This window comes from Thermoanaerobaculia bacterium, assembly GCA_035717485.1.
Taxonomy (GTDB): domain Bacteria; phylum Acidobacteriota; class Thermoanaerobaculia; order UBA5066; family DATFVB01; genus DATFVB01.
The window spans coordinates 1-20,656 of the sequence record DASTIQ010000265.1 but is presented as its reverse complement, the minus strand read 5'-3'; the positions used below and the strand labels follow the sequence as shown (position 1 = coordinate 20,656).

At 68.7% G+C, this 20,656-nt stretch carries 21 protein-coding genes; 12 read left to right on the top strand and 9 right to left on the bottom strand.

What is annotated here, in order from left to right; genetic code table 11:
* The first annotated feature begins 60 nt into the window (after positions 1-60).
* The 7 genes from hypF to VFS34_13915 are packed head-to-tail and all read left to right on the top strand — an operon-like array spanning position 61 to position 7,142.
* Positions 61-2,418 (top strand): carbamoyltransferase HypF, encoded by a 2,358-nt coding sequence (gene hypF, locus VFS34_13945; GenBank protein ID HET9795551.1) that lies wholly within the window; start codon positions 61-63, stop codon positions 2,416-2,418.
* Positions 2,418-2,705 carry a HypC/HybG/HupF family hydrogenase formation chaperone gene (locus VFS34_13940; GenBank protein ID HET9795550.1) on the top strand — a complete coding sequence of 96 codons (288 nt, stop codon included), beginning with the start codon at positions 2,418-2,420 and terminating at the stop codon, positions 2,703-2,705. Before hypF ends, VFS34_13940 begins: the two co-directional genes overlap by 1 nt.
* Entirely contained in the window at positions 2,698-3,861 is a 1,164-nt protein-coding gene (gene hypD / locus VFS34_13935; GenBank protein ID HET9795549.1) for a hydrogenase formation protein HypD, read from the top strand. Before VFS34_13940 ends, hypD begins: the two co-directional genes overlap by 8 nt.
* Positions 3,858-4,922, top strand: coding sequence for a hydrogenase expression/formation protein HypE (gene hypE, locus VFS34_13930; GenBank protein ID HET9795548.1), 1,065 nt, complete (start codon positions 3,858-3,860; stop codon positions 4,920-4,922). The genes hypD and hypE overlap by 4 nt, the downstream gene beginning before the upstream one ends.
* Positions 4,916-5,659 (top strand): formyltransferase family protein, encoded by a 744-nt coding sequence (locus tag VFS34_13925; protein HET9795547.1) that lies wholly within the window; start codon positions 4,916-4,918, stop codon positions 5,657-5,659. Before hypE ends, VFS34_13925 begins: the two co-directional genes overlap by 7 nt.
* Positions 5,656-6,495, top strand: coding sequence for an enoyl-CoA hydratase-related protein (locus VFS34_13920; protein HET9795546.1), 840 nt, complete (start codon positions 5,656-5,658; stop codon positions 6,493-6,495). The genes VFS34_13925 and VFS34_13920 overlap by 4 nt, the downstream gene beginning before the upstream one ends.
* Positions 6,492-7,142 (top strand): hypothetical protein, encoded by a 651-nt coding sequence (locus VFS34_13915; GenBank protein ID HET9795545.1) that lies wholly within the window; start codon positions 6,492-6,494, stop codon positions 7,140-7,142. The genes VFS34_13920 and VFS34_13915 overlap by 4 nt, the downstream gene beginning before the upstream one ends.
* A 113-nt stretch (positions 7,143-7,255) precedes the next feature.
* Here VFS34_13915 and VFS34_13910 read toward each other — a convergent pair whose 3' ends face one another.
* The 5 genes from VFS34_13910 to VFS34_13890 form a co-directional block, all read right to left on the bottom strand.
* The gene (locus tag VFS34_13910) at positions 7,256-7,957 is read right to left on the bottom strand and encodes a LuxR C-terminal-related transcriptional regulator (protein HET9795544.1); all 702 of its coding nucleotides are present in this window, start codon (positions 7,955-7,957) and stop codon (positions 7,256-7,258) included.
* A gap of 200 nt (positions 7,958-8,157) precedes the next feature.
* On the bottom strand, positions 8,158-8,457 hold the full coding sequence (locus tag VFS34_13905; GenBank protein ID HET9795543.1) for a hypothetical protein: 300 nt from the start codon (positions 8,455-8,457) through the stop codon (positions 8,158-8,160).
* Positions 8,458-8,459: 2 nt separating this feature from the next.
* The gene (locus tag VFS34_13900) at positions 8,460-8,732 is read right to left on the bottom strand and encodes a hypothetical protein (protein HET9795542.1); all 273 of its coding nucleotides are present in this window, start codon (positions 8,730-8,732) and stop codon (positions 8,460-8,462) included.
* Between the two features lie 332 nt (positions 8,733-9,064).
* On the bottom strand, positions 9,065-9,325 hold the full coding sequence (locus VFS34_13895) for an RNA-binding protein (GenBank protein ID HET9795541.1): 261 nt from the start codon (positions 9,323-9,325) through the stop codon (positions 9,065-9,067).
* Between the two features lie 241 nt (positions 9,326-9,566).
* Entirely contained in the window at positions 9,567-9,692 is a 126-nt protein-coding gene (locus VFS34_13890) for a hypothetical protein (GenBank protein ID HET9795540.1), read from the bottom strand.
* 91 nt (positions 9,693-9,783) lie between these two features.
* On the opposite strand from VFS34_13890, the gene VFS34_13885 reads away from it, so the two are divergent.
* The 4 genes from VFS34_13885 to VFS34_13870 all read left to right on the top strand — a co-directional run bounded on the left by VFS34_13885 (position 9,784) and on the right by VFS34_13870 (position 13,292).
* Entirely contained in the window at positions 9,784-10,302 is a 519-nt protein-coding gene (locus VFS34_13885) for a peroxiredoxin (GenBank protein ID HET9795539.1), read from the top strand.
* Positions 10,299-10,565 carry a hypothetical protein gene (locus VFS34_13880; protein ID HET9795538.1) on the top strand — a complete coding sequence of 89 codons (267 nt, stop codon included), beginning with the start codon at positions 10,299-10,301 and terminating at the stop codon, positions 10,563-10,565. The genes VFS34_13885 and VFS34_13880 overlap by 4 nt, the downstream gene beginning before the upstream one ends.
* Positions 10,566-10,801: 236 nt before the next feature.
* Positions 10,802-12,061 (top strand): DUF4388 domain-containing protein, encoded by a 1,260-nt coding sequence (locus tag VFS34_13875; GenBank protein ID HET9795537.1) that lies wholly within the window; start codon positions 10,802-10,804, stop codon positions 12,059-12,061.
* Between the two features lie 145 nt (positions 12,062-12,206).
* The gene (locus VFS34_13870) at positions 12,207-13,292 is read left to right on the top strand and encodes a PaaI family thioesterase (GenBank protein ID HET9795536.1); all 1,086 of its coding nucleotides are present in this window, start codon (positions 12,207-12,209) and stop codon (positions 13,290-13,292) included.
* A 27-nt stretch (positions 13,293-13,319) separates the two neighbouring features.
* On the opposite strand, the gene VFS34_13865 is transcribed toward VFS34_13870, so the two are convergent.
* Both VFS34_13865 and VFS34_13860 read right to left on the bottom strand, forming a co-directional pair.
* Positions 13,320-15,296, bottom strand: a complete 1,977-nt coding sequence (locus VFS34_13865) for a hypothetical protein (protein ID HET9795535.1) — start codon at positions 15,294-15,296, stop codon at positions 13,320-13,322.
* Between the two features lie 78 nt (positions 15,297-15,374).
* The gene (locus VFS34_13860) at positions 15,375-16,844 is read right to left on the bottom strand and encodes an SDR family oxidoreductase (GenBank protein ID HET9795534.1); all 1,470 of its coding nucleotides are present in this window, start codon (positions 16,842-16,844) and stop codon (positions 15,375-15,377) included.
* Between the two features lie 351 nt (positions 16,845-17,195).
* Between VFS34_13860 and VFS34_13855 the strand changes: the two genes are divergently transcribed.
* Positions 17,196-17,489, top strand: coding sequence for a hypothetical protein (locus tag VFS34_13855; protein HET9795533.1), 294 nt, complete (start codon positions 17,196-17,198; stop codon positions 17,487-17,489).
* 219 nt (positions 17,490-17,708) lie between these two features.
* Here VFS34_13855 and VFS34_13850 read toward each other — a convergent pair whose 3' ends face one another.
* Positions 17,709-18,197: a nuclear transport factor 2 family protein gene (locus tag VFS34_13850; protein HET9795532.1), complete on the bottom strand. Its 489-nt coding sequence runs from the start codon at positions 18,195-18,197 to the stop codon at positions 17,709-17,711.
* Positions 18,198-18,270: 73 nt separating this feature from the next.
* Entirely contained in the window at positions 18,271-20,502 is a 2,232-nt protein-coding gene (locus tag VFS34_13845) for a protein kinase (protein HET9795531.1), read from the bottom strand.
* Between the last annotated feature and the right edge of the window lie 154 nt (positions 20,503-20,656).

Sequence of the window (20,656 nt, the reverse complement as noted above, 5' to 3'; positions counted from 1 at the left end):
TGCGCAGATTGATGCATTCGCACCTCCCGGGCCGCGAGCCCCGCGCCTAACGTCGGGGCAGTGAACGAGACCGGGATTCGCATCGAGATCCAGGGCACGGTCCAGGGGGTCGGATTCCGGCCCTGGGTCTGGCGGCTCGCGCGCGAAAACGGCATCGCCGGGCGCGTCTCGAACGACTCGCGCGGCGTCACGATCGACGCCTTCGGCCGCGAATCGGCGATCGAGAGTTTCCTGCTCGGGATCCGCACGTCCCCGCCGCCGGCCGCCGAGATCCGCGCGGTCGAATCGCGCCCGATACCGCCGGAGCCGGGGCGCGAGTTCGTGATCGTTTCGAGCCGTGAAACCGAGGGCCTTCGCGTTTCTCTCCCGCCCGACATGGCGACCTGCGACGCGTGTCTTTCCGAGATCTTCGATCCGGGCGATCGCCGTTATCGCTATGCGTTCACCAACTGCACGAACTGCGGCCCGAGGTTCACGATCGCCGAGGCGGTCCCGTACGACCGGCCCGCGACCACGATGTCCTCCTTTCCGATGTGCCCCGACTGCCGGAGAGAATACGAGGACCCGGCCGACCGTCGTTTCCATGCGCAGCCGAACGCGTGTCCCGTCTGCGGCCCGCGGCTCTCGCTCCTCTCCGCCTCCGCGACGGGCGCCCGCGCCGCCGTCGGCGAACCGGTCCGCGGTGCGGATCCGATCGACGGCGCCGCCGCGATCCTCCTCGGGGGGGGGACCGTCGCGATCAAGGGACTCGGCGGGTTCCATCTCGCGTGCGACGCGCGCTCGAGCCGGGCGGTCGACCTGCTGCGGCGGCGCAAGCGCCGCGAGGAGAAGCCGTTCGCCGTCATGGTGCGGACGATCGAGGAGGCGGAAAAGCTCGCGATCCTGTCGGACGACGAGCGCGCGCTCCTTTCGTCCCGGGAGCGGCCGATCGTGCTGGTCGTGCGGCGCGAAGACTCGCGTCTGGCGCCCGAAGTCGCCCCCGACAACCCGTTCGTCGGACTGATGCTCGCCTACACGCCGCTCCACCATCTCCTTCTGGAGGCGGCGGGACGCCCCCTCGTCATGACGTCCGGAAACCTCTCCGAGGAGCCGATCGCCTGCGGCAACGCGGAAGCGCTCGCGCGCCTCGGCCGGCTCGCCGACGGATTCCTCGTCCACGACCGCGAGATCGCCTCGCGCTGCGACGACTCGGTCGCGCGGGTCGTCGCGGGCGGGCCGATGCTGATGCGCCGGTCGCGCGGCTGGGTTCCCCGCGAAGTGCCCGTCGCGGTCCCGTTCGCGGAGCCGGTCCTCGCGTGCGGGGCGCATCTGAAGAATACCTTCGCGATCGGCCTCGGCTCCTCCGCGTATCTCGGACCGCACATCGGAGACCTCGAGAACCTCGAGACGCTCGGCGCCTTCGAGGACGCCGTCGCCCGCATGGAGAAGTTCCTCCGCGTCGAGGCGAAGATCATCGCCCACGACCTCCATCCGGAATACGCCTCGACCGACTACGCGCGCCGGCGCGACGGGCGCCGCATCGCCGTCCAGCATCACCACGCTCACGTCGCGAGCGCGATGGCGGAGCACGGAATCGCCGGAAGGGCGATCGGCGTCGCCTACGACGGAACGGGGTACGGCACCGACGGCACCGCGTGGGGCGGCGAGATCCTCGTCGCGGACTTCGGGGAATTCGAGCGGATCGCGACCTGGCGGCCCGTTCCCCTCGCCGGCGGGGAGGCCGCGATCCGCGAGCCGTGGCGCGTCGCGCTCGCGCTCCTCGAGGACGCTTTCCCCGAGGGCGCGCCGACGGACCGGCTCCCGCTCTTCGACCGTCTCGGTCCGCGGGCCGTGGCGGTCGTCCGGAAGCTCGTCGCCGAGCGGATCCACACCCCGCTCGCGCGCGGCGTCGGAAGATATTTCGACGGTTTCGGCGCTCTCTTCCTCGGCCGGCCTTTCGCCCGGCACGAGGGGCAGGTCGCTCTCGCCTGGAACGTCGCGGCCAATCCCGACGAGCGGCGCGCCTACGCTTACGCGATCACGCGTTCGCAAACGCCGTGGGAGCTCGACCTTCGCCCGACGGTGCGGGCGGCGGTCGCGGACTTCCTCGCGGGCGCTCCCCCGGCCACGATCTCGGGACGTTTCCACGAGACGGTCGCCGCCGCCACGGCCGCGCTCGTCCACCATGCCGTCGAGACGCGCGGCGACCTTCCCGTGGTCCTGACCGGCGGCTGCTTCCAGAACTCGCTCCTCGCCGAGCGATCGCTCGACCATCTCGGACGCTCCGGAATCGCCGCGCTTCTCCAGCGGCGCGTCCCGACGGGCGACGGCGGCATCGCGCTCGGCCAGGCGGTCGTCGCGGCGGCCCGATGCGCGAAAGGCTCCGCCGCGGCCGGCGGCGTAAACGTTCACGAGCTCGTTGCCTCCGGAGGTGAATGATGTGTCTCGGCGTTCCCGGAAAAGTGATCTCCGTCGACGGGCCCTTCGCGGTCGTCGATTTCTTCGGCGTCCGCCGCCAGGTCTCGCTCGACATCGTCGACGAGCCGGTCGGGCCCGGCGACTACATCCTGAACCACGTCGGTTTCGCGATCCGGCGGATTCCCGAAGAAGACATCGGCGGGACGCTCGCCCTCTACGAGGGATTGCTCCGGGAAGCGGGCGCCGACGACCTGATGGCCGCCGACGTGCGCGGCGAGATCGCGGGGACGAAGGTCGGCAATGCCTGACGCTCTCCCGACCGCGGCCGAATCCCGGCTCGATTCGGCGATCCGCCAGCTGAAGTTCCGGGATCCCGAAACGGCCCGGAAGCTCGCCGGAACGATCGCCCGGGTGACGAAGGAGATCGGACGGTCTCCCGTCTCCGTGATGCACGTCTGCGGAAGTCACGAGCAGGCGATCGCGAAGTTCGGTCTCCGCGCGACATTTCCGAAAGACCTGAACGTCATCATGGGGCCCGGATGCCCCGTCTGCATCACCGACATGCCCGAAGTGGACGAAGGGGTCGCGCTCGCGCGGCAGGGACTGCTCATCGCCTCGTACGGCGACATGCTGAAGGTGCGCGGCACCGTGCAGTCGTTGAACGACGCGCAGGCCGACGGGGCCGACGTCGCGGTCGTCTACAGCGCGAGCCAGGCCGTCGAGCTCGCGCGCTCGACGGACCGCGAGGTCGTCTTCTTCGCGACGGGATTCGAGACGACCGCGGTCGCGACGGCCGCCGTGATCCGCTCGAATCCGCCGAAGAACTTCTCGGTCCTCTCCGCCCACAAGTACATCCCGCCCGTCATGGAGATCGTCGCCGAAATGCCGGAGAACCGGGTCGAAGGCTTCCTCGCGGCCGGGCACGCCGCGACGATCACCGGCTGGGGGATCTTCGAGGCGTTCGCCGAGAAGCACCGCCTTCCGGTCGTCGTCGCGGGATTCGAACCGCTCGACATCCTCGCGGGACTCGCGCGCCTGGTCGAGCTCGTCCGCGACCGCGAGCCGGCGGTCGTCAACATGTTTCCCCGGTGCGTCACGAAGGAAGGGAATCGCCGCGCGCAGGAAGAGCTCTGGAGCGTCTTCCGCCCGGTCGGCGGCCGCTGGCGCGGAATCGCTCACGTTCCGAACGGGAACCTGCGCCTTCGCGACGAGTGGGCCCATCTCGACGCCCGCCGCCGGTTCCCGATCGACCTCGCCTCGCTCTGGGACTACGCGCCGTCCGCTCTGACCGCCGACTGCATCTGCGGCGACATCATGTCCGGGATCGCCTCGCCGTCGAACTGCAAGCTCTTCGGGAAGGAATGCGTGCCCGACACTCCCGTCGGCGCGTGCATGGTTTCCTCCGAGGGCACGTGCAAGATCTGGCACCAGTACGGCGGCCATCCCGACCTGGGGGCACTATGACCGCGAACCTCGCCGGTTCGAGGAGAACCGGCCTCGCCCTCCTCGAAGAACGCGTCACGCTGAAGCAGGGCGCCGGCGGCCGCGCGATGCGCGCGCTGATCGAGGACATCTTCCTCGACGGCGCGCCGGAGCTCTCGCCGAAAGACGTCGGCCCGCTCGCGATGGACGACGGCGCCGCGCTCTGGATCGGCGACCGCTGGGTCGTCGTCACGACGGACTCCCACGTCGTGCACCCGATCTTCTTTCCGGGCGGCGACATCGGCCGTCTGTCGATCTGCGGCACGGTCAACGACCTCGCGATGATGGGCGCGACCGACGTGCTCGCGCTCACCTGCGGCGCGATCCTCGAGGAGGGCTTCCCGCGGACCGATCTCGAGCGCGTGCGCGCCTCGATGGCGGAGGCGTGCCGGGAATCGGGTGCGCCGATCGTCACCGGCGACACGAAAGTCATGGGCCGCGGCGAGATCGACGGCATCGTGCTCAACACGACCGGCGTCGCGGTCACGAACCGGATCGTTCGCGACTGCGGGCTGCGTCCGGGAGACCGGATCGTCGTCACCGGCGCGATCGGCGATCACGGGCTGGCGATCATGGCGGCGCGCCACCAGCTCGCGCTCGAAGGCGATCTTCGCTCCGACGTCGCGCCGATCAACGGTCTGATCCGGGCGGCGCTCGAGTCCGCGGGCGAGTCGATCGTCGCGATGAAGGACCCGACCCGCGGCGGTCTCTCCTCGGCCCTCCACGAGATGGCGGACAAGAGCCGCGTGGGCATCCTCCTCGAGGAGACGAGAGTTCCCGTCCACGACGCGGTCCGCGCCGCGGGCGATCTCCTCGGGATCGACCCTCTCCACGTCGCCAACGAAGGGAAAGCGGTGATCGGCGTCGCGCCCGAAGCCGCCGAGCTCCTCGTCGAGACGCTCCGCGCGCACCCGCTCGGGCGGGAGGCCGCGATCGTCGGCACGTGTCTCGCCGAGCGCCCCGGTCAGATCGTCCTCGACACCGGCTTCGGACGAAGGCTCCTCGCCGAGCCCGAGGGCGAGCCCCTCCCGCGCATATGCTGACGTTCCTCCGTCCCCTGCGCGTCGCGGTGCTCTCGTCGCACCGGTGCCCCGGCGCGGCCGATCTCCTCGCGGACCCCGCGCTCGGCCGCCGGTGGGAGCTCGCCTGCGTCTTCTCGAGCGAGCCGGCCTTCGAGACGCGGCCTCTCTTCCTCGACGCCGACGTCCCGTTCGTCTCGTATCCGATCCGCGAGTTCTATCGCCGCCGAAAAGCGCCGCTCTCCGACATGGCGGTCCGCCGCGAATACGACGAGGAGGCCGCCGCCCTGCTTCGGCTCTGGGAACCGGACCTCCTCCTGTTCTCGTCGTATCTCTACGTCGCGACTCCCGCGCTCCTCGACGCCGGCCCGGAAGGCGCGATCAACATCCACGGAAGCGACCTCCGCCTTCTCGGCGCCGACGGACGGCCGAAATACCCGGGGCTTCGGGCGGTGTCCGACGCCATTCTCGCGGGCGAGCCGGAGACCCGCGCGACCTCGCACTGGGTGACCGAGGAGGTCGACGCCGGTCCGGTGATCCGGCGCTCGGCGCCGTACCCCGTCGCTCCCTTCGTTCGCGAGCTCCTCGCCGACGGCAACCGTCGCGCGGTCAAGGCGTACGCCTGCGCGCATCAGGAATGGATGCTCGCCGACGCCTGGGGGCCTCTCGCCGTCGACGCGGTCCGCCATGCCTTCATGGGTCGCAGGGCTCCGGACCTCGATCTCGTCCCGGTTCCGGCGATGGAGGCGTCGCGGCCGTGACCTCGATCCGTCTCGAGCGGGAGAACGGCATCGGCGTCATCACGATCGCGCGCCGCGAGCGGTTCAATTCGCTCGACGTCGAAACCGCGCAGGAGCTCCGCCGGGCCGGCCTCCAGTGTGCCCGCGACCCCGAAGTCCGGGTCGTCGTCCTGCGCGGCGAAGGCGGAGTCTTCTGCAGCGGCGCGGACCTCAAATACATCCGCGACGGCGGCGAGGCGAAAGACCTCGGCTATCTCCAGGACGGCCGCCCGCAGGCGGGGGGCTACGGCGCGGTTTTCCAGCAGATCCTCGAGTACATCCACAGCGCGATCTCGGAGATCAAGCGCGCGCCGAAAGCCTTCCTCGCGGCCGTCGACGGCGTGGCGGCGGCCGGCGGATTCGGACTCGCGATGGCGTGTGATCTCGTGTTCGCGTCCGAACGGGCGAGCTTCGAATGGGCCTACGGAAAGACGGGATTGACGGGCGCCGAGAGCTCGACGTTCTTCCTGCCGCGCCTCCTCGGGCTTCGCCGCGCGATGGAGCTCGTGCTGATGAATCCCCGTCTCGACGCGAAGAAGGCCCTCGACTGGCAGCTCGTCAACGACGTCTTCCCGACCGAGGGGTTCGACGAGCGCGCGCTCGACGTCGCCCGACGGGTCGCCGCCGGCCCCGCGGAAGCGCTCGGGATCGCGAAGGGGCTCGTCAACGCCGCGGCGGGCGTCGATCGCCTCGATTTCCACCTCGATCGGGAGATCGAGGCGCTCGCGCGGATCGCCGACGGCGCCGACTTCCGGGAAGGGCTGAGCGCGTTCTTCGAGAAACGCGCCCCGAAGTTCGGCGCGGAGAGACCGCATTGAGCGGCGCAATGTTCCCGGCGCTCGCGGCGACGGCGGTCACCGTCGGAAGCCTCCACACCGCCGCGCCCGACCACTGGGTGCCGTTCGCGGCCCTCGCGCGAGCCCGCGGCTGGTCGACGGGAAGGACCGCGCGCGTGACCGCCCTCTGCGGAATCGGACACGTCACCGTTTCGGCGGCGATCGGTCTCGCCGGCGCCTTCTTCGGAATCCGCGTCCTCGCCGCGTTCGGCGCGAAGCTCGGCGCCGTCGCGCCGCTCCTCCTGATCGCGTTCGGCGTCGCGTACGCCCTCTGGGGAATCCGACGGGCGATCCCGCCCCGCCTGCACGGCCATCGGCACTCGCACTACGACCATCTCCACGACCCGTCCCGCACGACCGCCTGGACGCTCTTCCTCCTCTTCTCCGCGGATCCCTGCGTGGCGGTCGCTCCGCTCGTCCTCGCGGCGGCTCCGCTCGGCGGGCCCCGGACCGCGGCGATCGTGCTGCTCTACGAAGTCGCGACGCTGGCGACGATGGTCGCCTTCGTGCTTCCGGCGCGCGCGGGAGCGCACCGTCTCCATGCGCCGTGGCTCGACCGCTGGGGCGACGCCGCCGCCGGCGGCCTGATCGCCGCGATCGGTCTCACGGTCTTCACCCTCGGCTGGTAGGTCGCGCCGGCGCCGCCCTCCTGGCGCGGCGCAGTCACGAGTCGGAAAGTTCCGAGTCGCGAGTCCCTGATCGAGGGTGCCACGACTTTCGACTCGCGACTAGAGACTAGAGACTAGAGAAGCTGGTGCCGATACGCGTACACGACGGCGGCGAGCTTCGAATGCACGTTGAACTTCAGCAGGATCCGCTGCGTGTGGTTGCGAACGGTCACGTCCGCGATCCCGAGCTTCTCGGCGACCTTGCTCGTCGAGAGGCCCTCGGCGAATCCCAGAATGATCTGCCGCTCGCGGGTGGTCAGGTTGAGGATCGGCGCCGCCCCTCCCCGGATCGGCCATCGCGGGGCCGGCGCGTTCGCCGAGGTCGCCGCGAGAGCCGCCTCGGTCTTCGAAAGCCCGACCTCGCGTTCGGCGACGATGTGGACCACGACCGAGAGCTCCGCGCGAACCGCGGGGATGGCGAACGTCCGGAACCGGACCGCGCGGTCCGCTCCTTCGGCATCCTTGACGAAGAGGGTGAAGGGATGGACCATCTCCTCGCTCCTCGCCTGACGGGAAATCGGGCAGTTGCGCGAGCAGTAATGGTTTCCGTTCTCATCTCGCCCCGCGATCACGTCGAAGCAGTGTCTTCCGAGGACTTTCACGGCGGGATAGCCGAGAAACGCTTCGCACGGGCGGTTCCAGTAGACGATGTGTTCGGATGCGTCCATCCCGAAGGCGGCCTGCCGGCTCCTGGAAAGAACGTCGATCGTTTCGCGCGGCGAAAGGAATCGCCTCGGCGGAGGCTCGAACGTGCGGCGGTCGGTACGGGCTTCCATTTCGTGAGCTCCCTGATCGGTATCCGCGCCGACGGGCAGCCGGCGACGATTATCTCATCCGCGTCCGGGCACAGTGCTCCGGCCGGCGGGATTCGCTCTCCATCGGCATAACCTCTGTGAATGCAGATGGTTTTCGGCAGAGAGTTTCGAGGGAGGTCGGCGGTCGGCCAAGGGCGGACGCCGGCCCGGACGCCGCGGGCTCAGCTCTCGAGAACGTCGTTCTCGATCGGCTCGCCGCTCTCGGCGAGCCGGCAGAGCCGCTGCCACTTGGCCGCCTTCTCATCGACGAAGGCGAGCAGCCGCTCCCGCTCGGCGGCGCTGATCCCCTGGTGCTTCCGCCGGTCATGGTCCGCCTGAAAGGCCCAGAACGCCTTGTCCTCCCCCCAGAAGATCGACGCGGTCGCGTCGGTGAACCGCTTCTGGGTCACGAGAGCACTCTTGAAATTCGACAGGAGACTGCGGACCTCCCGGATCTTGTCGAGGAGCGGGTCGTGCGACATCGTCAGGCCTTTCGGGCTTTCGGCGCCTTTTTCGTCTTGCGCGTGCTGAACTCGTGGAGGTCGATTTCCATCTCCCACAGAGCATCCTCGTGCTCGGGGCAGCCGTGGTCGACGGGACCGAACCAGGAAATGAAAGCGCCGCCGTCGCGCCGGACCGACAGCTTTCGGATCGGGAGATGGGGATCGTCGCCGCCATGGCCGCGCGTCATGGAACGGCGGATCCGCTCCTCTCCCGCCGGACTGAATCGGGGATGGTTGAACCGGGATTTCGTCAAGTGCCGTGTTTCCTTTCTGCCGGGCGCCGCCGGATGCGGGGAACGGTCGCTGCGAATCTTCGCCGGAACCCCCGTCTCGATGTTCTTCGTTCGAATTCAGCAGCCAGGCTGTGAAAGGCGAGCGATGCGAGAGATGTCATCATAACACGGAGCGCCGCGCGGACTTCTGACGCCTGCGGGGTTCGATACGGCCTCGACTCGAGACTTGCGGCTCGTAACCTGTGACTTGTGTGCCGACTCTTGACTCGCGACTCAGGAACCTCAGCTCGCCGTCCGCGCAAAAAAAGGACGGGCACGAGGCCCGCCCTTCCCGCAGATACGAGACCCGCGTGTCAGTTGGAGGCGGGGGCCGACTTCGTGCGCGCCTCGTTCACGGTCAGCGACTTGCCGCCGACTTCCTTGCCGTTCAACCCGGAAATCGCCGCGGTGCCCTCGGCGTCGGCGGGGTACTCGAGGAAGCCGAAACCCTTGGCCTTGCCGGTGGCTTTGTCCATGATGAGCGCAACGCTGTCGAGCTTGCCGAACGGCGCGCCCAGATCGCGGAGCTGCTGTTCGGTCGATTCCGGGGAGAGATTGCCTACGTAAACTTTCATGATGGGTCCTTCTGCGCCGAGTTCGGCGAAGACTGACGGCGATGATGTCCGGCGCGGCACTCGCCGACGCGTGCGCACCCTCTCGTTGGTTGTCGTTCGGAAGTCAGTCCGCCGGGCTCGAAAGCGGTGACGGAAGAAAGGCGAGCGAAAACGAGAACGAAGGCATCTTATCACGGACAGCGGACGCGCGTCCCGCGCCGCTTCGGCGATCCGCGGGATGTGCCATCCGCGGGATCGGCGGCTACGAACCGGCGGGGGGTTCCGCGGGCTTCTTCGGGGTCGGCAACGCCCGCCGGGTGATGCGGCGGCGGAGCTTTTTCTTTCGATTCACGGCAAACCGGGCCTTTTCTCCATTGATCTTCGACATGACCGCAGTCTATACCGCCGCCGCGTGCGGCGCCGCCGGCCGGTCGGATGAACGCGACGAGGGGCGCCGGAACGGTCCTTATAATTTCAGCATGCAATACCGACGAATGATCGCTTTCGCCGCCGCCCTGGGAGCCTCCATGTCGCTCCTCCGCGCCGCCGCCGCCGAGCCGCTGAAAGTCGGCGACGCCGCGCCGCAGGCGGAGTCCGTCGACCAGGACGGTCGGCCCGTCTCGCTCCGGCAGCTCTACGGATCGGGCTGGACGCTCGTATACTTCTTTCCGAAAGCCGACACACCCGGGTGCACGGCGGAAGCGTGCAGCCTGCGGGACGCGTTTGCCGATCTCGCCCGGAAGGGCGTGACCGTCGTGGGCGTCAGCGCCGACACGCCGAAGGAGCAGAAGGCGTTCCGCGACAAGTACCACCTTCCGTTCACGCTCCTCGCCGATTCCGACAAGCACGTGATCCGGGCGTTCGGCGTGCCGACGACGCTCGGATTCGCGAGTCGCCAGTCGTTCCTCGTCAAGGACGGGAAAATCGTCTGGCGCGATCTCCACGCCTCGACGAAGCAGCAGGCGGCCGACATCCTGAAGGCGGTCTCGGGCGGTTGACGGGTCGCGCCCGCGACGATCTCTCGTCCCGCTCCCTCCCCGACTACTCGCCCGGCACGCACCTCCTCTGCGTGGGCGCCGCGAGGGCCGGACGCCTCACGATCGCGCACGCCGATCCGCAGGGGAAGCTGTCCCTCGTCGCGTCGGTCCCGACCCGGATCGGTGCGCGCAACCCGGCCGTCACCGACCCCGGAGCCGTCTACCTCGCCCACTCGGCGGTGGGGGGATTGAGCGACCTCGTCCTCGTCGAACCGGAAAAGTAGCGGCTTCCGCGCAGGGGGGAACCCTGGCGGGAATGCCCGTTCACGGTCGTCCGGCCGGCGCCGGAGGAATGCTCAGAAAAAGGACGTTTCGCGCGCAACGGAACGGCCCGGCGTCTGGGCCGATTGAATCAAGCGCCGGAGTGCGGGTGGCGCTACGCTGCCCCCTCATTGGAAAGAGTGCGCGGCAAGGATTCGGCTTCGTCTGGTAGACTTTTGCGCACCTCGCGGAGTCAGGTTTGAACTCGGCAATCTGTTTCGACGGACGCCTGGAAGAAACCCCCGTTCCGCTCGTCCTCCATCGGATCGTCCAGCGGCGGGCCAAGGGAACGCTCACGCTCGCCCGGCCCTCTGAAAGAATCCACCTCTTCTTCGTGGACGGCGAGCTGAAGGCCGCCAACTCCACCCGAGCCGGAATGCGCCTCGGAGATGCGCTCCTCGTTCACGGCGTGCTGCCCGAAGAGGAGTTCGAAGAGGCGGTGCACTCCGTCAAGGGCGGCCGCGGAGGGCGCATCGGGAAAATCCTCGTCCAGAAGGGGCTGGTGTCGCGGAACGTCCTCGACGCCGAGACGCGGAGTCACTTCGAGGAGATCTTCTTCTCCTGTTTCGCGTGGCGCGAGGGCGACTTCGGGTTCCTTCCTTCCTCGGGACAGCTCGACTCCGACGTCTCGCTCGACCTTCCGACGGCGGCCCTGATCATCGAAGGGGTCCGCCGGGAATCCGTCAACCAGCCCGACGTGAAGGCCCTCGGCGACCCGGCGTTCTTCGGCCGCGCCACACCCCTCACGACCGAGCTCCAGTCGCTCCGGCTCAGCTCCGAAGAGGCCTATTTCCTTTCGCTCTGCGACGGAAAGACCCGGCTGCGCGACATCCTTCGTCTCGGCAGGTCCCGCGTGGAGGGCGCCCAGACGCTCTACACCCTCCTCGCGTGCGGACTGATCGAGTTCGTCCCGGGGTCGTCGGGCGCCGTGTCGGCGGCGGAGGACGTCCCCTTCCTTCCGTCCGCCGACTCCTGGGACGCGGCGGCGGAGGCCGACCCGCAGGCGCGCGACGAGCGCGCCCGCGCCGCCTACACCGAGGCTCTGGCGTCGCTCGCGAAGGGAAACTACCCGGAGGCGATCGTTCTCCTGCAGGAATGCGTTCGCCTGTTTCCGGACAACGTCGAGTATCGCTTCCAGCTCGGCGGCGCGCTCTCCCGCAACCCGCTGTGGCGGCGGCGGGCGCTCGTCCAGTACCGGGAAGCGCTCGATCTCGACCCTTTCCGCGAAGAGCTCCTCTTCTCCTTCGCCGAGCTCCTCCTCGCCGAGAAGAAGTTCGCGGCGGCCCTCGAGATCGCACGCCGCCTCGACGCCCGCTACCCGAACTCGCCGCGCAACCAGAGCATCCTCGATCGGTGCCGTTCCGCGGCGGCGTCGCCACCCGATTCCGGGGAGGTCGGCCGCCTCCTGGAGCACGGCGGATGGGTCCCCTCCCCGCGCTTCCGCGAAACGCCGCACTGAACGGGAGGACGGGCCACCCGGATTGAAGCGCGGCCGCGGAAGGACTCCGACGGCGCGCGCGATTCCCGTTCTCCGCGGTTCGGCGGGCGGCCGCGCGCTAGAATCGGGAAACTCGTCGAGCCCCACCGCGCGACGGGAGCAGGCGATGGAATACGTCACCGACGAACCGTTCCGAGGGGCGATCTCCGACCCGCGGGCGTTCCAGCAATCGGGCCTGGAGACGTTCAAGCGATTCATCCGGGGCGAGCTTCCCGGCCCTCCGATCTCGAGGCTCGTCGGGATGAAACCGACCGAAGCCGGCCTGGGCAAGGCGACGTTCACGATGCCGATCACGCGCTGGCTGGAGGACGGCTTCGGCCTCTACTGGGGCGGCGTGTACGCGCTCTTCGCCGATGCTCCTCTCGCCTCCGCGATCTGGACGACCCTTCCGCCGGGAAAGGCGATCACGACGTCCGAGCTCAGCATGTCTTTCGTGCGTCCGATGAGCCGAAAGACGGCCAACATGATCGGACGCGCCGAAACCGTCCACTCGGGAAACCAGGTCGGCCTCTCGATGGTCCAGATCACGGACCAGGACGGCCGGATGCTCGCCTTCGGGAGCAGCCGCTGCCTGATCACGGACGTTCCGGCCGAGCTCACGAGCCGTTCCGCTCCCGAGCCGACGCCGGCCGAGACGCCGGATCCCTGGCTTCGGCCGGGACCGGAGAACGGGTATTTCCGCCTCGACGAAGTCACGCGCGGAACGCCGATCGACCTTCAGCGGAAATCGATGACGCGCGAGCCCTTTCCCGTCTGGCGGCTCACCGGGTACCGGCCGACGCGCATCGAGGAGGGCCGAGTCGAGGCGGTCGTCCCCTCGTCCGCCTGGTTCTCGAACGGCGGTCCCGGAATCTACGGGGGGCTCCTCGCGTGGGCGTCGGAGTTCACGATGGGAGCGTCGGTGTACTCGACGCTCGCGGCCGGCGACGTGTTCGCGACGCTCGACATGCACATCCGGTTCACGAGGCCGGCCCTGGTCGATTCCGGAGACCTCAAGTTCTCCGCCACGGTTCGTCACCGCGGCCGGCGGCTCCGCGTCACATCCTGCGACGTCGACAACGCCGATGGCAAGCGCGTCGCGATGGCGACCTCGTCCGCCCTCGTCGTCGAGGGCGGCGTCCGCGAGCTCATGAAGGGTCGTCTGCCGGAAGAAATCCTCGCGGGCACGGGAAACGAGTCGGAAGCGCGCTGACCGGACCGGCGAGCGCCGCCGGAAAGATCAGTCTCTCGGGTGCACCTTCGGGACCGCTTCCGTCCCGGGACCCGCGATCACGTGCCGGCCGGGAAAGTCGTATCGGAACGTGCTCGTCGAATCGGTTCCCGCCTGCAGCGCCCAGCCGTGCGGGCTGACCGCGAGGCCGACCACGTTCTCGTTCACGAGGCCCGCGGCCGTGAATGGTGTCCACGTCGCTCCGTGGTCCGTGCTTCGGTAGACGCCTCCGCCGAAGGTGCCCGCGTAGATCACGCCCATGTGAGCGGGATCGGCCGCGAAAGTTTCGACGGTCTGGTTCTGGAGCGCGCCTCCGACGGACGTCCAGGAGATTCCGCCGTTGACGGACCGCCAGGCTCCGGTTCCCCGCGTGAAGTACGCCGACGGCGAGCCGGCGAGCAAGATCGCCGAGGAGAAGGGATCGACGAGGATCGCGCCCGGCGCTCCCGGATACCCCGACCCGGAAGGCGCCCAGTGGACTCCTCCGTCGGTCGTCCTGAAGATCTTCGAATCGGTCGCGACGAAGAACGTGAACGCGGCGATCGGATCCGCCGCGAGAAAATTGATCGACGACGCGCTGAGCCCGGTCACGGCCTTGTGCCAGCTGGCGCCGCCGTCCGTCGAACGGTACACGTTCCCGTGGAAATCCCCGGTCAGGAGGACGTCTCCCGAGCCGCTCTGCGCCAGCGCCTGGAATTCCTCGACCGGACCCAGCCCGCTGTTCATCGCCTTCCAGGATCGGCCGCCGTCGGTGCTCTTCATGATGCCGACCTCGTTCCCGCCGACGAAATACGCGACGTTCGGATCGTGGCGATCGAACAGCAGCCCCAGGACGAAGGCGGGGACGCTCGTTGCGGTCCAGGTGTTGCCCGAGTCCGTCGACCGGAACACGCCGTTGCCCCAGGTGCCGGCGAAAACGATGTTCGGCGAGTCGGGATCGAAGGCCACGGTGGGGACGTACTGCGCGGCGTACCCGTCGTTCGCGATCGACCACGTGACGCCGCCATCGAGCGAGTGGCCGAAATCGCCGTCGAGCGCGGCATAGGCGACCCCCGCCGAGGTATCGAAGACGAAGGCATACGGCCCGAACGCCGCGAGGTCGTGGTCGATGCGCGTCCAGGTCGCGCCGTGGTCCGTGCTCGCGAAGAGCCCTCCGAAATGCGAGGCGGCGTAGAGCGTCGGGACGTTCCCGAACGTCGCCGCGGAGAGGCCGTAGGGGGTCTGGTCCTTGTCGCCCGAGTTGCCGGGCGGCCCGCCCGCGGCCGGGTGCCACGACGCACCGTGGTCGGTGCTGCGGTACAGGCCGTTTCCGGTGCCCGCGACGACGGTCGCCGGCTGCGTCGGGTCGACCAGGATGCTGTCGATGTCGGTGTGCGGGAGGCCCGAATCCGACTCCGCCCAGGTCTCCCCGCCGTCCGTCGACCGGAACAGGTGCCCCGAAAACGTGCTCGTATAGACGATGTCCGCCGACGTCGGATCGACCGCGATCGCCACGAGGAATCCGTCCGTGATCCCGGCCGCGCTCGGGGTCCAGTGAGCGCCCGAGTCCGTCGAGCGCCAGACACCCGCCGAACCGTCCTGGGCGGCATAGACCCTCGTCGCGTCCGACGGCGAGAACGCGACCGCGCGAACGTCCGGCCCCTCGAAATCGCCGGGCTTCCCGATCACGTTGGTCGCCGACCACGATTCGCCCCCGTTCGTCGTGAGCCAGATGCCGTTCTGGGTCCCGACGACGACGCGTCCGCTCGCGGCCGGGCTCGCGGCCAGGAGGTTCACGGTGGTGTTGCCGAGTCCCGTGTTCGCCGGCGCCCAATGGAGTCCCATGTCGGTGCTCTTCTGGACGCCGCCGCCGAAATTGCCGGCGTAGACGGCGTGGTTGCTCGCGTCGAGCGCGACCGAATCGGCCGCGCCGCCGAAGGGGCCCTGGGAAACCCACGACGCCGCCCCGAAGGCCGAGGTCGCCGCGGCGCCAACGATGATGATCATGAAGCCGCCCGCACGTTTCGACATCGCGAATGTTCCTTTCATTCGAAAACGGCACAAGAGACGAATGTTGACCGGATTTTATCGCCCTTCGCGGCTCCGCGAGATTCGTTCCGGGCCGGCGACGGTTCGCCGCGCGATCTCGCGGAGCATGCCGGAGAAGATCAGGCGGTGAAGCGGGGAGAGCCCGTACCAGTAGAGCGCGCCGAAGAGCCCGACGGAGTCGAAGATCGCGGTCTGGCGGATCTCCGTTCCTCCGTCCGCCGGCGTCGTCTCGAACTGGAGCCACGCGCGTCCGGGAAGCTTCATCTCGGCGCGCAGGCGGAGGAGCCGGTCCTCTTCGATCTTCTCGACGCGCCAGAAATCGACGGCGTCCCCCTCCTCGAGCTCGCTTTCGTGGCGGCGTCCCCGGCGGACGCCCACCCCCCCGACGAGGAGATCGATGAAGCCCCGCAGCTCCCAGAGCCAGTTCCCGTAGTACCAGCCGCGCTCGCCGCCCAGCCGGCGAATCGCGTCGAAGGCCGCGGACGGCGGCGCCGCGACCTTCGCCGTCCGGCTGTCGATGAGACGGGTGCCCGCTCTCTTCGTGCCGTCGTGGTCGAGGAGCGCGGACGACGAGACCGGATCCGACCAGCGCGTGCGCGCGAACGCGGCGTCCTCGTTGGCGAGCGCGCGCCGGATCGCCTCCGCGACGCCGCGCGGCTCGACCGGGAACACCCTTCGCGCGGCGTCGTCCCGGACCACGGACGGCGTGCGCAGGCTCTCGATCAGCTTCCGTCCCACCCGCGCATAGAGGGGCGTCACGAGCCCCAGCCAGAGGCTCGACAGCCGGGGCGTGAGGACCGGAACCGGGAGCAGGAGACGCCGGAGCCCTCGTTGCCGCGCGTACTCGCGCATGAGGCCGGCGTACGTCACGCGCTCCGGCCCGCCGATCTCGTAGATGCGTTCCGCGCCCGCCGGCAGGTCGAGCGCGTCGGCGAGGTAGGCGATCACGTCTTCCACGGCGATCGGCTGCGCCTCGACGGCGACCCAGCGCGGGCAGATCATCACCGGCAGGCGCTCGACGAGCGCGCGGATCATCTCGAACGAGAGGCTCCCCGAGCCGATCACGATCGAGGCTTCGAACTGGACGACCGGGACGCCGGATTCGCGCAGGATCTCTCCCGTTTCCCGCCGGCTCTCGAGATGCTCGGAAAGGCGGCTGCCGCCGCCCAGCCCCCCGAGGTAGATGATCCGCGAGACCCCCGCTTCCCGCGCCGCCGCTCCGAAGATTCCCGCCGCCCGTCGGTCTTTCTCCGCGAAGTCCTCCCCCTGCCCCATGGAATGGATCAGGTAGTAGGCCGCGCGAACTCCGGCGAGCGCCCGCGCGACGGCGCCGGGGTCGAGCGCGTCGCCGACCACGATCTCCGTCGATGCCGACACGCGCCGCCGCAGCGCGCCTTCGCGCCGCACGAAGCAGCGCAGAGGGACGCCGCGCCTTTCGAGCTCCCCGAGGAGGCGGCCGCCCACGTATCCGGTGGCTCCGGTCAGCAGGACGCGCCTTTCGTCCATCTTCCGAGTGTATGCCGGGCGCGGCGATCAATACACGATTGACGTGGGGGCGTCGCGCCGCACGACTTCGGCGGCGTTCGCCCGCGCGCGAGCTCGACGAAGGCGTTCCCGAGGAGAGCCGACAAAAGGACCGTTCCCCATCGCTTTCTCGGATGACTCGGCCTGGCATCGAATCGCTCGGTCCACGAAGCGCGAATCATTGCCGTGCATCCACGCCATCGCCCGCGATCCATGCTATGGTGAAGATCCTTCAGAGGTCCAAACCGGTTCCGGTACCTTGTCGAAACCGGCCCTCCGTCTCGGGTTGCCCGATGAAGAGAACACCCACACAAGGAACTCAGGAGAAGCCCCATGAAGTTCGCCCGCAACGTCCATTTCCAGATCAAGAGCGGCAAGGAGACGGAATTCACGAAACTCTTCGAGAAGGAAGTCGTTCCGATGCTCCGCAAACAGAACGGTTTCGAAGAGGAAGTCACGCTCGTCAATCCCAAGGGCGCCCAGTTCATCAGCCTGTGGGACAACCGGAAGAACGCCGAGAACTACGAGAACATGACCTACCCGCAGGTCCTGGAGAAGCTGACCGTGTTCCTCGACGGAACCCCCAAGGTCGAGACCTACGAAACGGTCTCGAGCTACGCCCGCTGATTCGAGATTCGGAGGCGCCCGAGCGCCTTCCCGACGAGGCCCCGCGAGGGGCCTCTTTTCTTTGGCGAACTCCTCCCTTTTCGACTCCCCGGCCGCGCCCCGTTCAGGTTTCGTTCGCGTTCGCCGGCGCTCGTCCTCCCCGGTTCCGGCACCCGCAGGGCACGAACGAAACGTGCCGGGCGAACCCGGCACGAGAAGGGACCGATCGAACCGCCGGCGCTACTTCGTCGCGGCGCCGGGAAGCGGCAGGGGCTGGAAGGCGCGGACCATCGTCAGGGCCCAGTGCCCGCCGCGATTCTGGTACACCGCCGTGCCGTGATGCGAAAAGGGCGGAAGCGGATTTCCGTTCGGGTCGATCATCCCGGTGACCGTCGCCTCCCAGTCTCCGATCATGACGTCGTCGCAGGCCTTCCGCAGCGTGAACGAGTCGATCTTGTACGTGCTCGCCTTCATCACGCCACCCTGCTCCTGCTCGAAGAGCTTCTCCACCTCGGCGCGGTTGCTGCACTTGACCCCGAACGGGTTGATGAGGCTGACGTCATCGGCCCACACGGCCGCCATCCGCTTCGGGTCGTGAGCGTTCCACGCCGCCACCCATTGCTCGTTCAGGTCCTTGATGGCCGCCTCGTTCGAGTCGGCCGCCCGCGCGGAAACGGGAACGCCGAGCAACGCGATGGCCAGGGCGATGCCGAGGGAAATCTTCTTCATGAGTGCTCCTTCGGCCGAAGCATATCGAAAAGCGGCGACCGGGAAGATTCCGCCGCCGGCGCCGCTCGCCCGGTCAGCCCGCCGCCGGCCTTTCCGGATAGAGCTTCTGGAACTCGGGCTCGTCGTGGATCAGCGCGAGCGTCGGGTCGCGGCGCGCCCAGTCGGCGTCCCGGAAGCCGGCCCGCCACGCTTTCACGATCGCGTCGAGCGCTTCGGGCTTCTTGTTGATCGTGCAGAAAGTGCAGGCGGCGTTGTACAGCACCATCGCTTCGTTGGGGCGGAGCGTCATCGCGAGATTCGACTCGCGCATCGCGTCGTCCACGCGCCCGTCCTCCGCGTAGTAGGCGCCGAGGAGGATCCGGGCGCGCGCGTCCTCCGGGATCTCGCGGAGTTGCGCCTCCAGCGCCTGGATGACGCGCTGGCGCATGTTCTTCTCCGTCTCGGCCTTGCCCAGCGCGCCGAGCGAGTTCGCGATCGGCACGTACACGTTGTAGTCGGTGCCGCTCGCCTCGATCGCCTGCTCGGCGATGTTGGCGACGTCCTGGTACTTGCCCGAAGCGTACAGGCCGCGGAGCAGCAGGTAGTACGCCCCTTCGCAGTCGGGCTTTCGGGCGATCACGTTGCGGAGAATCACCGTCATCTCGTCGTACTGCCCCTTGGCGTAGAGGATCCACGCCTGGGCGACCATCACCTCCGGAAGTCCCGGATGGAGCGTCATCGCGCGCTCGGCCGCCGCGCGCGCCCGCTGCATCCAGGCGTCCTCGCGCGCGTAGTGGGCGTGGTAGTAGGCGCAGACGTTGGCGATCGCGGCGTAGGCCAGCGCGAAGTTCGGATCCTGCGAAACGGCGTTCTCGAGCATCTGGAGCGCGAACTCGAGATCCTGGCGCGTGAGCCGGCGCGCGTAGCTGCGTCCGCGGAGGTACAGGTCGTACGCCTGCAGGTTGTCGGTCGGCTTCGAGGCGATCGCGTCCTGCTCCTGCCGCGACAGCTTGATCCGCAGCGCCTCGGCGATCTTCCGCGCGATCTCGTCCTGGACCTCGAAGACGTCCTTCATCTCGCGGTCGTAGCGCTCGGACCAGACGGCGTAGCCCGAAGCGGTCTCGACGAGCTTCGCCGTGATCCGCAGCCGGTCGCCGGCGCGCCGCAGGCTCCCTTCGAGCACGTACGACACGGCGAGCTGCTGGCCGACCTGCGAGGCGACCACGGGCTTGTCGCGGAACCCGAGCACCATCGATCGCTGGTTGACGCGCAGCCCCTCGATCTTCGAGAGCTCGGTGATGATGTCTTCCGTGATCCCGTCGCGGAAGTACTCGTCTTCTTTCGGGCCGCCGAGGTTCTCGAAGTAGAGGACGGCGACCGACTTCTCGACCGGCCGCGCGCCCGGCCGCGAATCGGCGAGCTCGGCCGCATGCTTCTGTCCGGACTCGAGCTTTCGCTTGAGCCGCAGGAGGTCCGTCTTCAGATCCGTCGCCGACTGGTACCGCAGCTGCCGATCCTTCTCGAGGGCCTTCTCGAGGATCTGGGAGAGCTCGGCCGGGAGGGCGGGGTTGACCTCGGACAGGGGCTTCGGGGGGCGGTTCAGAATCGCGTCGAAGACGACGGCGTCGGTGTCGCCCTGGAAGGGCATCTCCCCGGTGGCCATCTGGTAGAGCACGGCGCCGAGAGAGAACAGATCGGTCCGCGCGTCGGTGAGCTGCCCCCGCGTCTGCTCGGGCGACATGTAGTGCACCGTGCCCATCACCGTTCCGGCGGTCGTCAGGGGTCCCGAGCCGACGGCGGTGACGAGCTGGGAGACTTCCTCGCCGGATTCCGACGAGGCCGCCGCCGCCTCGACCTTCGCGAGCCCGAAATCGAGGATCTTCACCTGACCGCGGTCGTTGATCATGATGTTGGCGGGCTTCAGATCCCGGTGCGCGATCCCCTTCGAGTGGGCGGACTCGAGCGCGTCGGCGATCTGGATCCCGTAGTCGAGGATCTGGGGGACCGGCACGGGCTGCCGCCCCATCTTCTCGGCGAGCGTCGAGCCCTTGATGAGCTCCATCACGATGAAGGGCCGCCCCTCCTGCTGCTCGATCGCGTACACCGTGCAGATCCCCGGATGGTTCAGCGCCGAGGCGGCGCGCGCCTCGCGCTTGAAGCGCTCGAGCATCGGGAGGTCGTCCTGGAGTGAGGCCGAGAGGACCTTGACCGCGACGCGGCGGCCGAGATCGGCGTCTTCCGCTTCGTAAACCATGCCCATGCCGCCCTGCCCGAGCAGGCCGACGATCTTGTAGTGAGCGAAGGTGTGACCGACGAGAGATTCCATGAGGCCCCCCGATTCCCGCGTTATTCCGGGACGATATCACCGGCTCCGAGCGCGGCGAGCGTCGATCGGGCGGACGCTGGAATTCCCCCCCAATGGAGGAGGAGCAATGGAACTCTCGCCCGAACCGATCACCCTCAGCGCGGGAGCGACGCGG

Bases quoted from the DNA above. Each gene is read 5' to 3' on its own strand.
- VFS34_13885 (HET9795539.1), top strand. From the start codon at position 9,784: ATGCAATACCGACGAATGATCGCTTTCGCCGCCGCCCTGGGAGCCTCC.
- VFS34_13850 (HET9795532.1), bottom strand. From the start codon at position 18,197: ATGAAGAAGATTTCCCTCGGCATCGCCCTGGCCATCGCGTTGCTCGGC.
- hypE (HET9795548.1), top strand. From the start codon at position 3,858: ATGACCGCGAACCTCGCCGGTTCGAGGAGAACCGGCCTCGCCCTCCTC.
- VFS34_13865 (HET9795535.1), bottom strand. From the start codon at position 15,296: ATGATCATCATCGTTGGCGCCGCGGCGACCTCGGCCTTCGGGGCGGCG.
- VFS34_13855 (HET9795533.1), top strand. From the start codon at position 17,196: ATGAAGTTCGCCCGCAACGTCCATTTCCAGATCAAGAGCGGCAAGGAG.
- VFS34_13905 (HET9795543.1), bottom strand. From the start codon at position 8,457: ATGTCGCACGACCCGCTCCTCGACAAGATCCGGGAGGTCCGCAGTCTC.
- VFS34_13860 (HET9795534.1), bottom strand. From the start codon at position 16,844: ATGGACGAAAGGCGCGTCCTGCTGACCGGAGCCACCGGATACGTGGGC.
- VFS34_13890 (HET9795540.1), bottom strand. From the start codon at position 9,692: ATGTCGAAGATCAATGGAGAAAAGGCCCGGTTTGCCGTGAATCGAAAG.
- VFS34_13845 (HET9795531.1), bottom strand. From the start codon at position 20,502: ATGGAATCTCTCGTCGGTCACACCTTCGCTCACTACAAGATCGTCGGC.
- VFS34_13895 (HET9795541.1), bottom strand. From the start codon at position 9,325: ATGAAAGTTTACGTAGGCAATCTCTCCCCGGAATCGACCGAACAGCAG.
- VFS34_13870 (HET9795536.1), top strand. From the start codon at position 12,207: ATGGAATACGTCACCGACGAACCGTTCCGAGGGGCGATCTCCGACCCG.
- hypD (HET9795549.1), top strand. From the start codon at position 2,698: ATGCCTGACGCTCTCCCGACCGCGGCCGAATCCCGGCTCGATTCGGCG.
- VFS34_13940 (HET9795550.1), top strand. From the start codon at position 2,418: ATGTGTCTCGGCGTTCCCGGAAAAGTGATCTCCGTCGACGGGCCCTTC.
- VFS34_13910 (HET9795544.1), bottom strand. From the start codon at position 7,957: ATGGAAGCCCGTACCGACCGCCGCACGTTCGAGCCTCCGCCGAGGCGA.
- VFS34_13925 (HET9795547.1), top strand. From the start codon at position 4,916: ATGCTGACGTTCCTCCGTCCCCTGCGCGTCGCGGTGCTCTCGTCGCAC.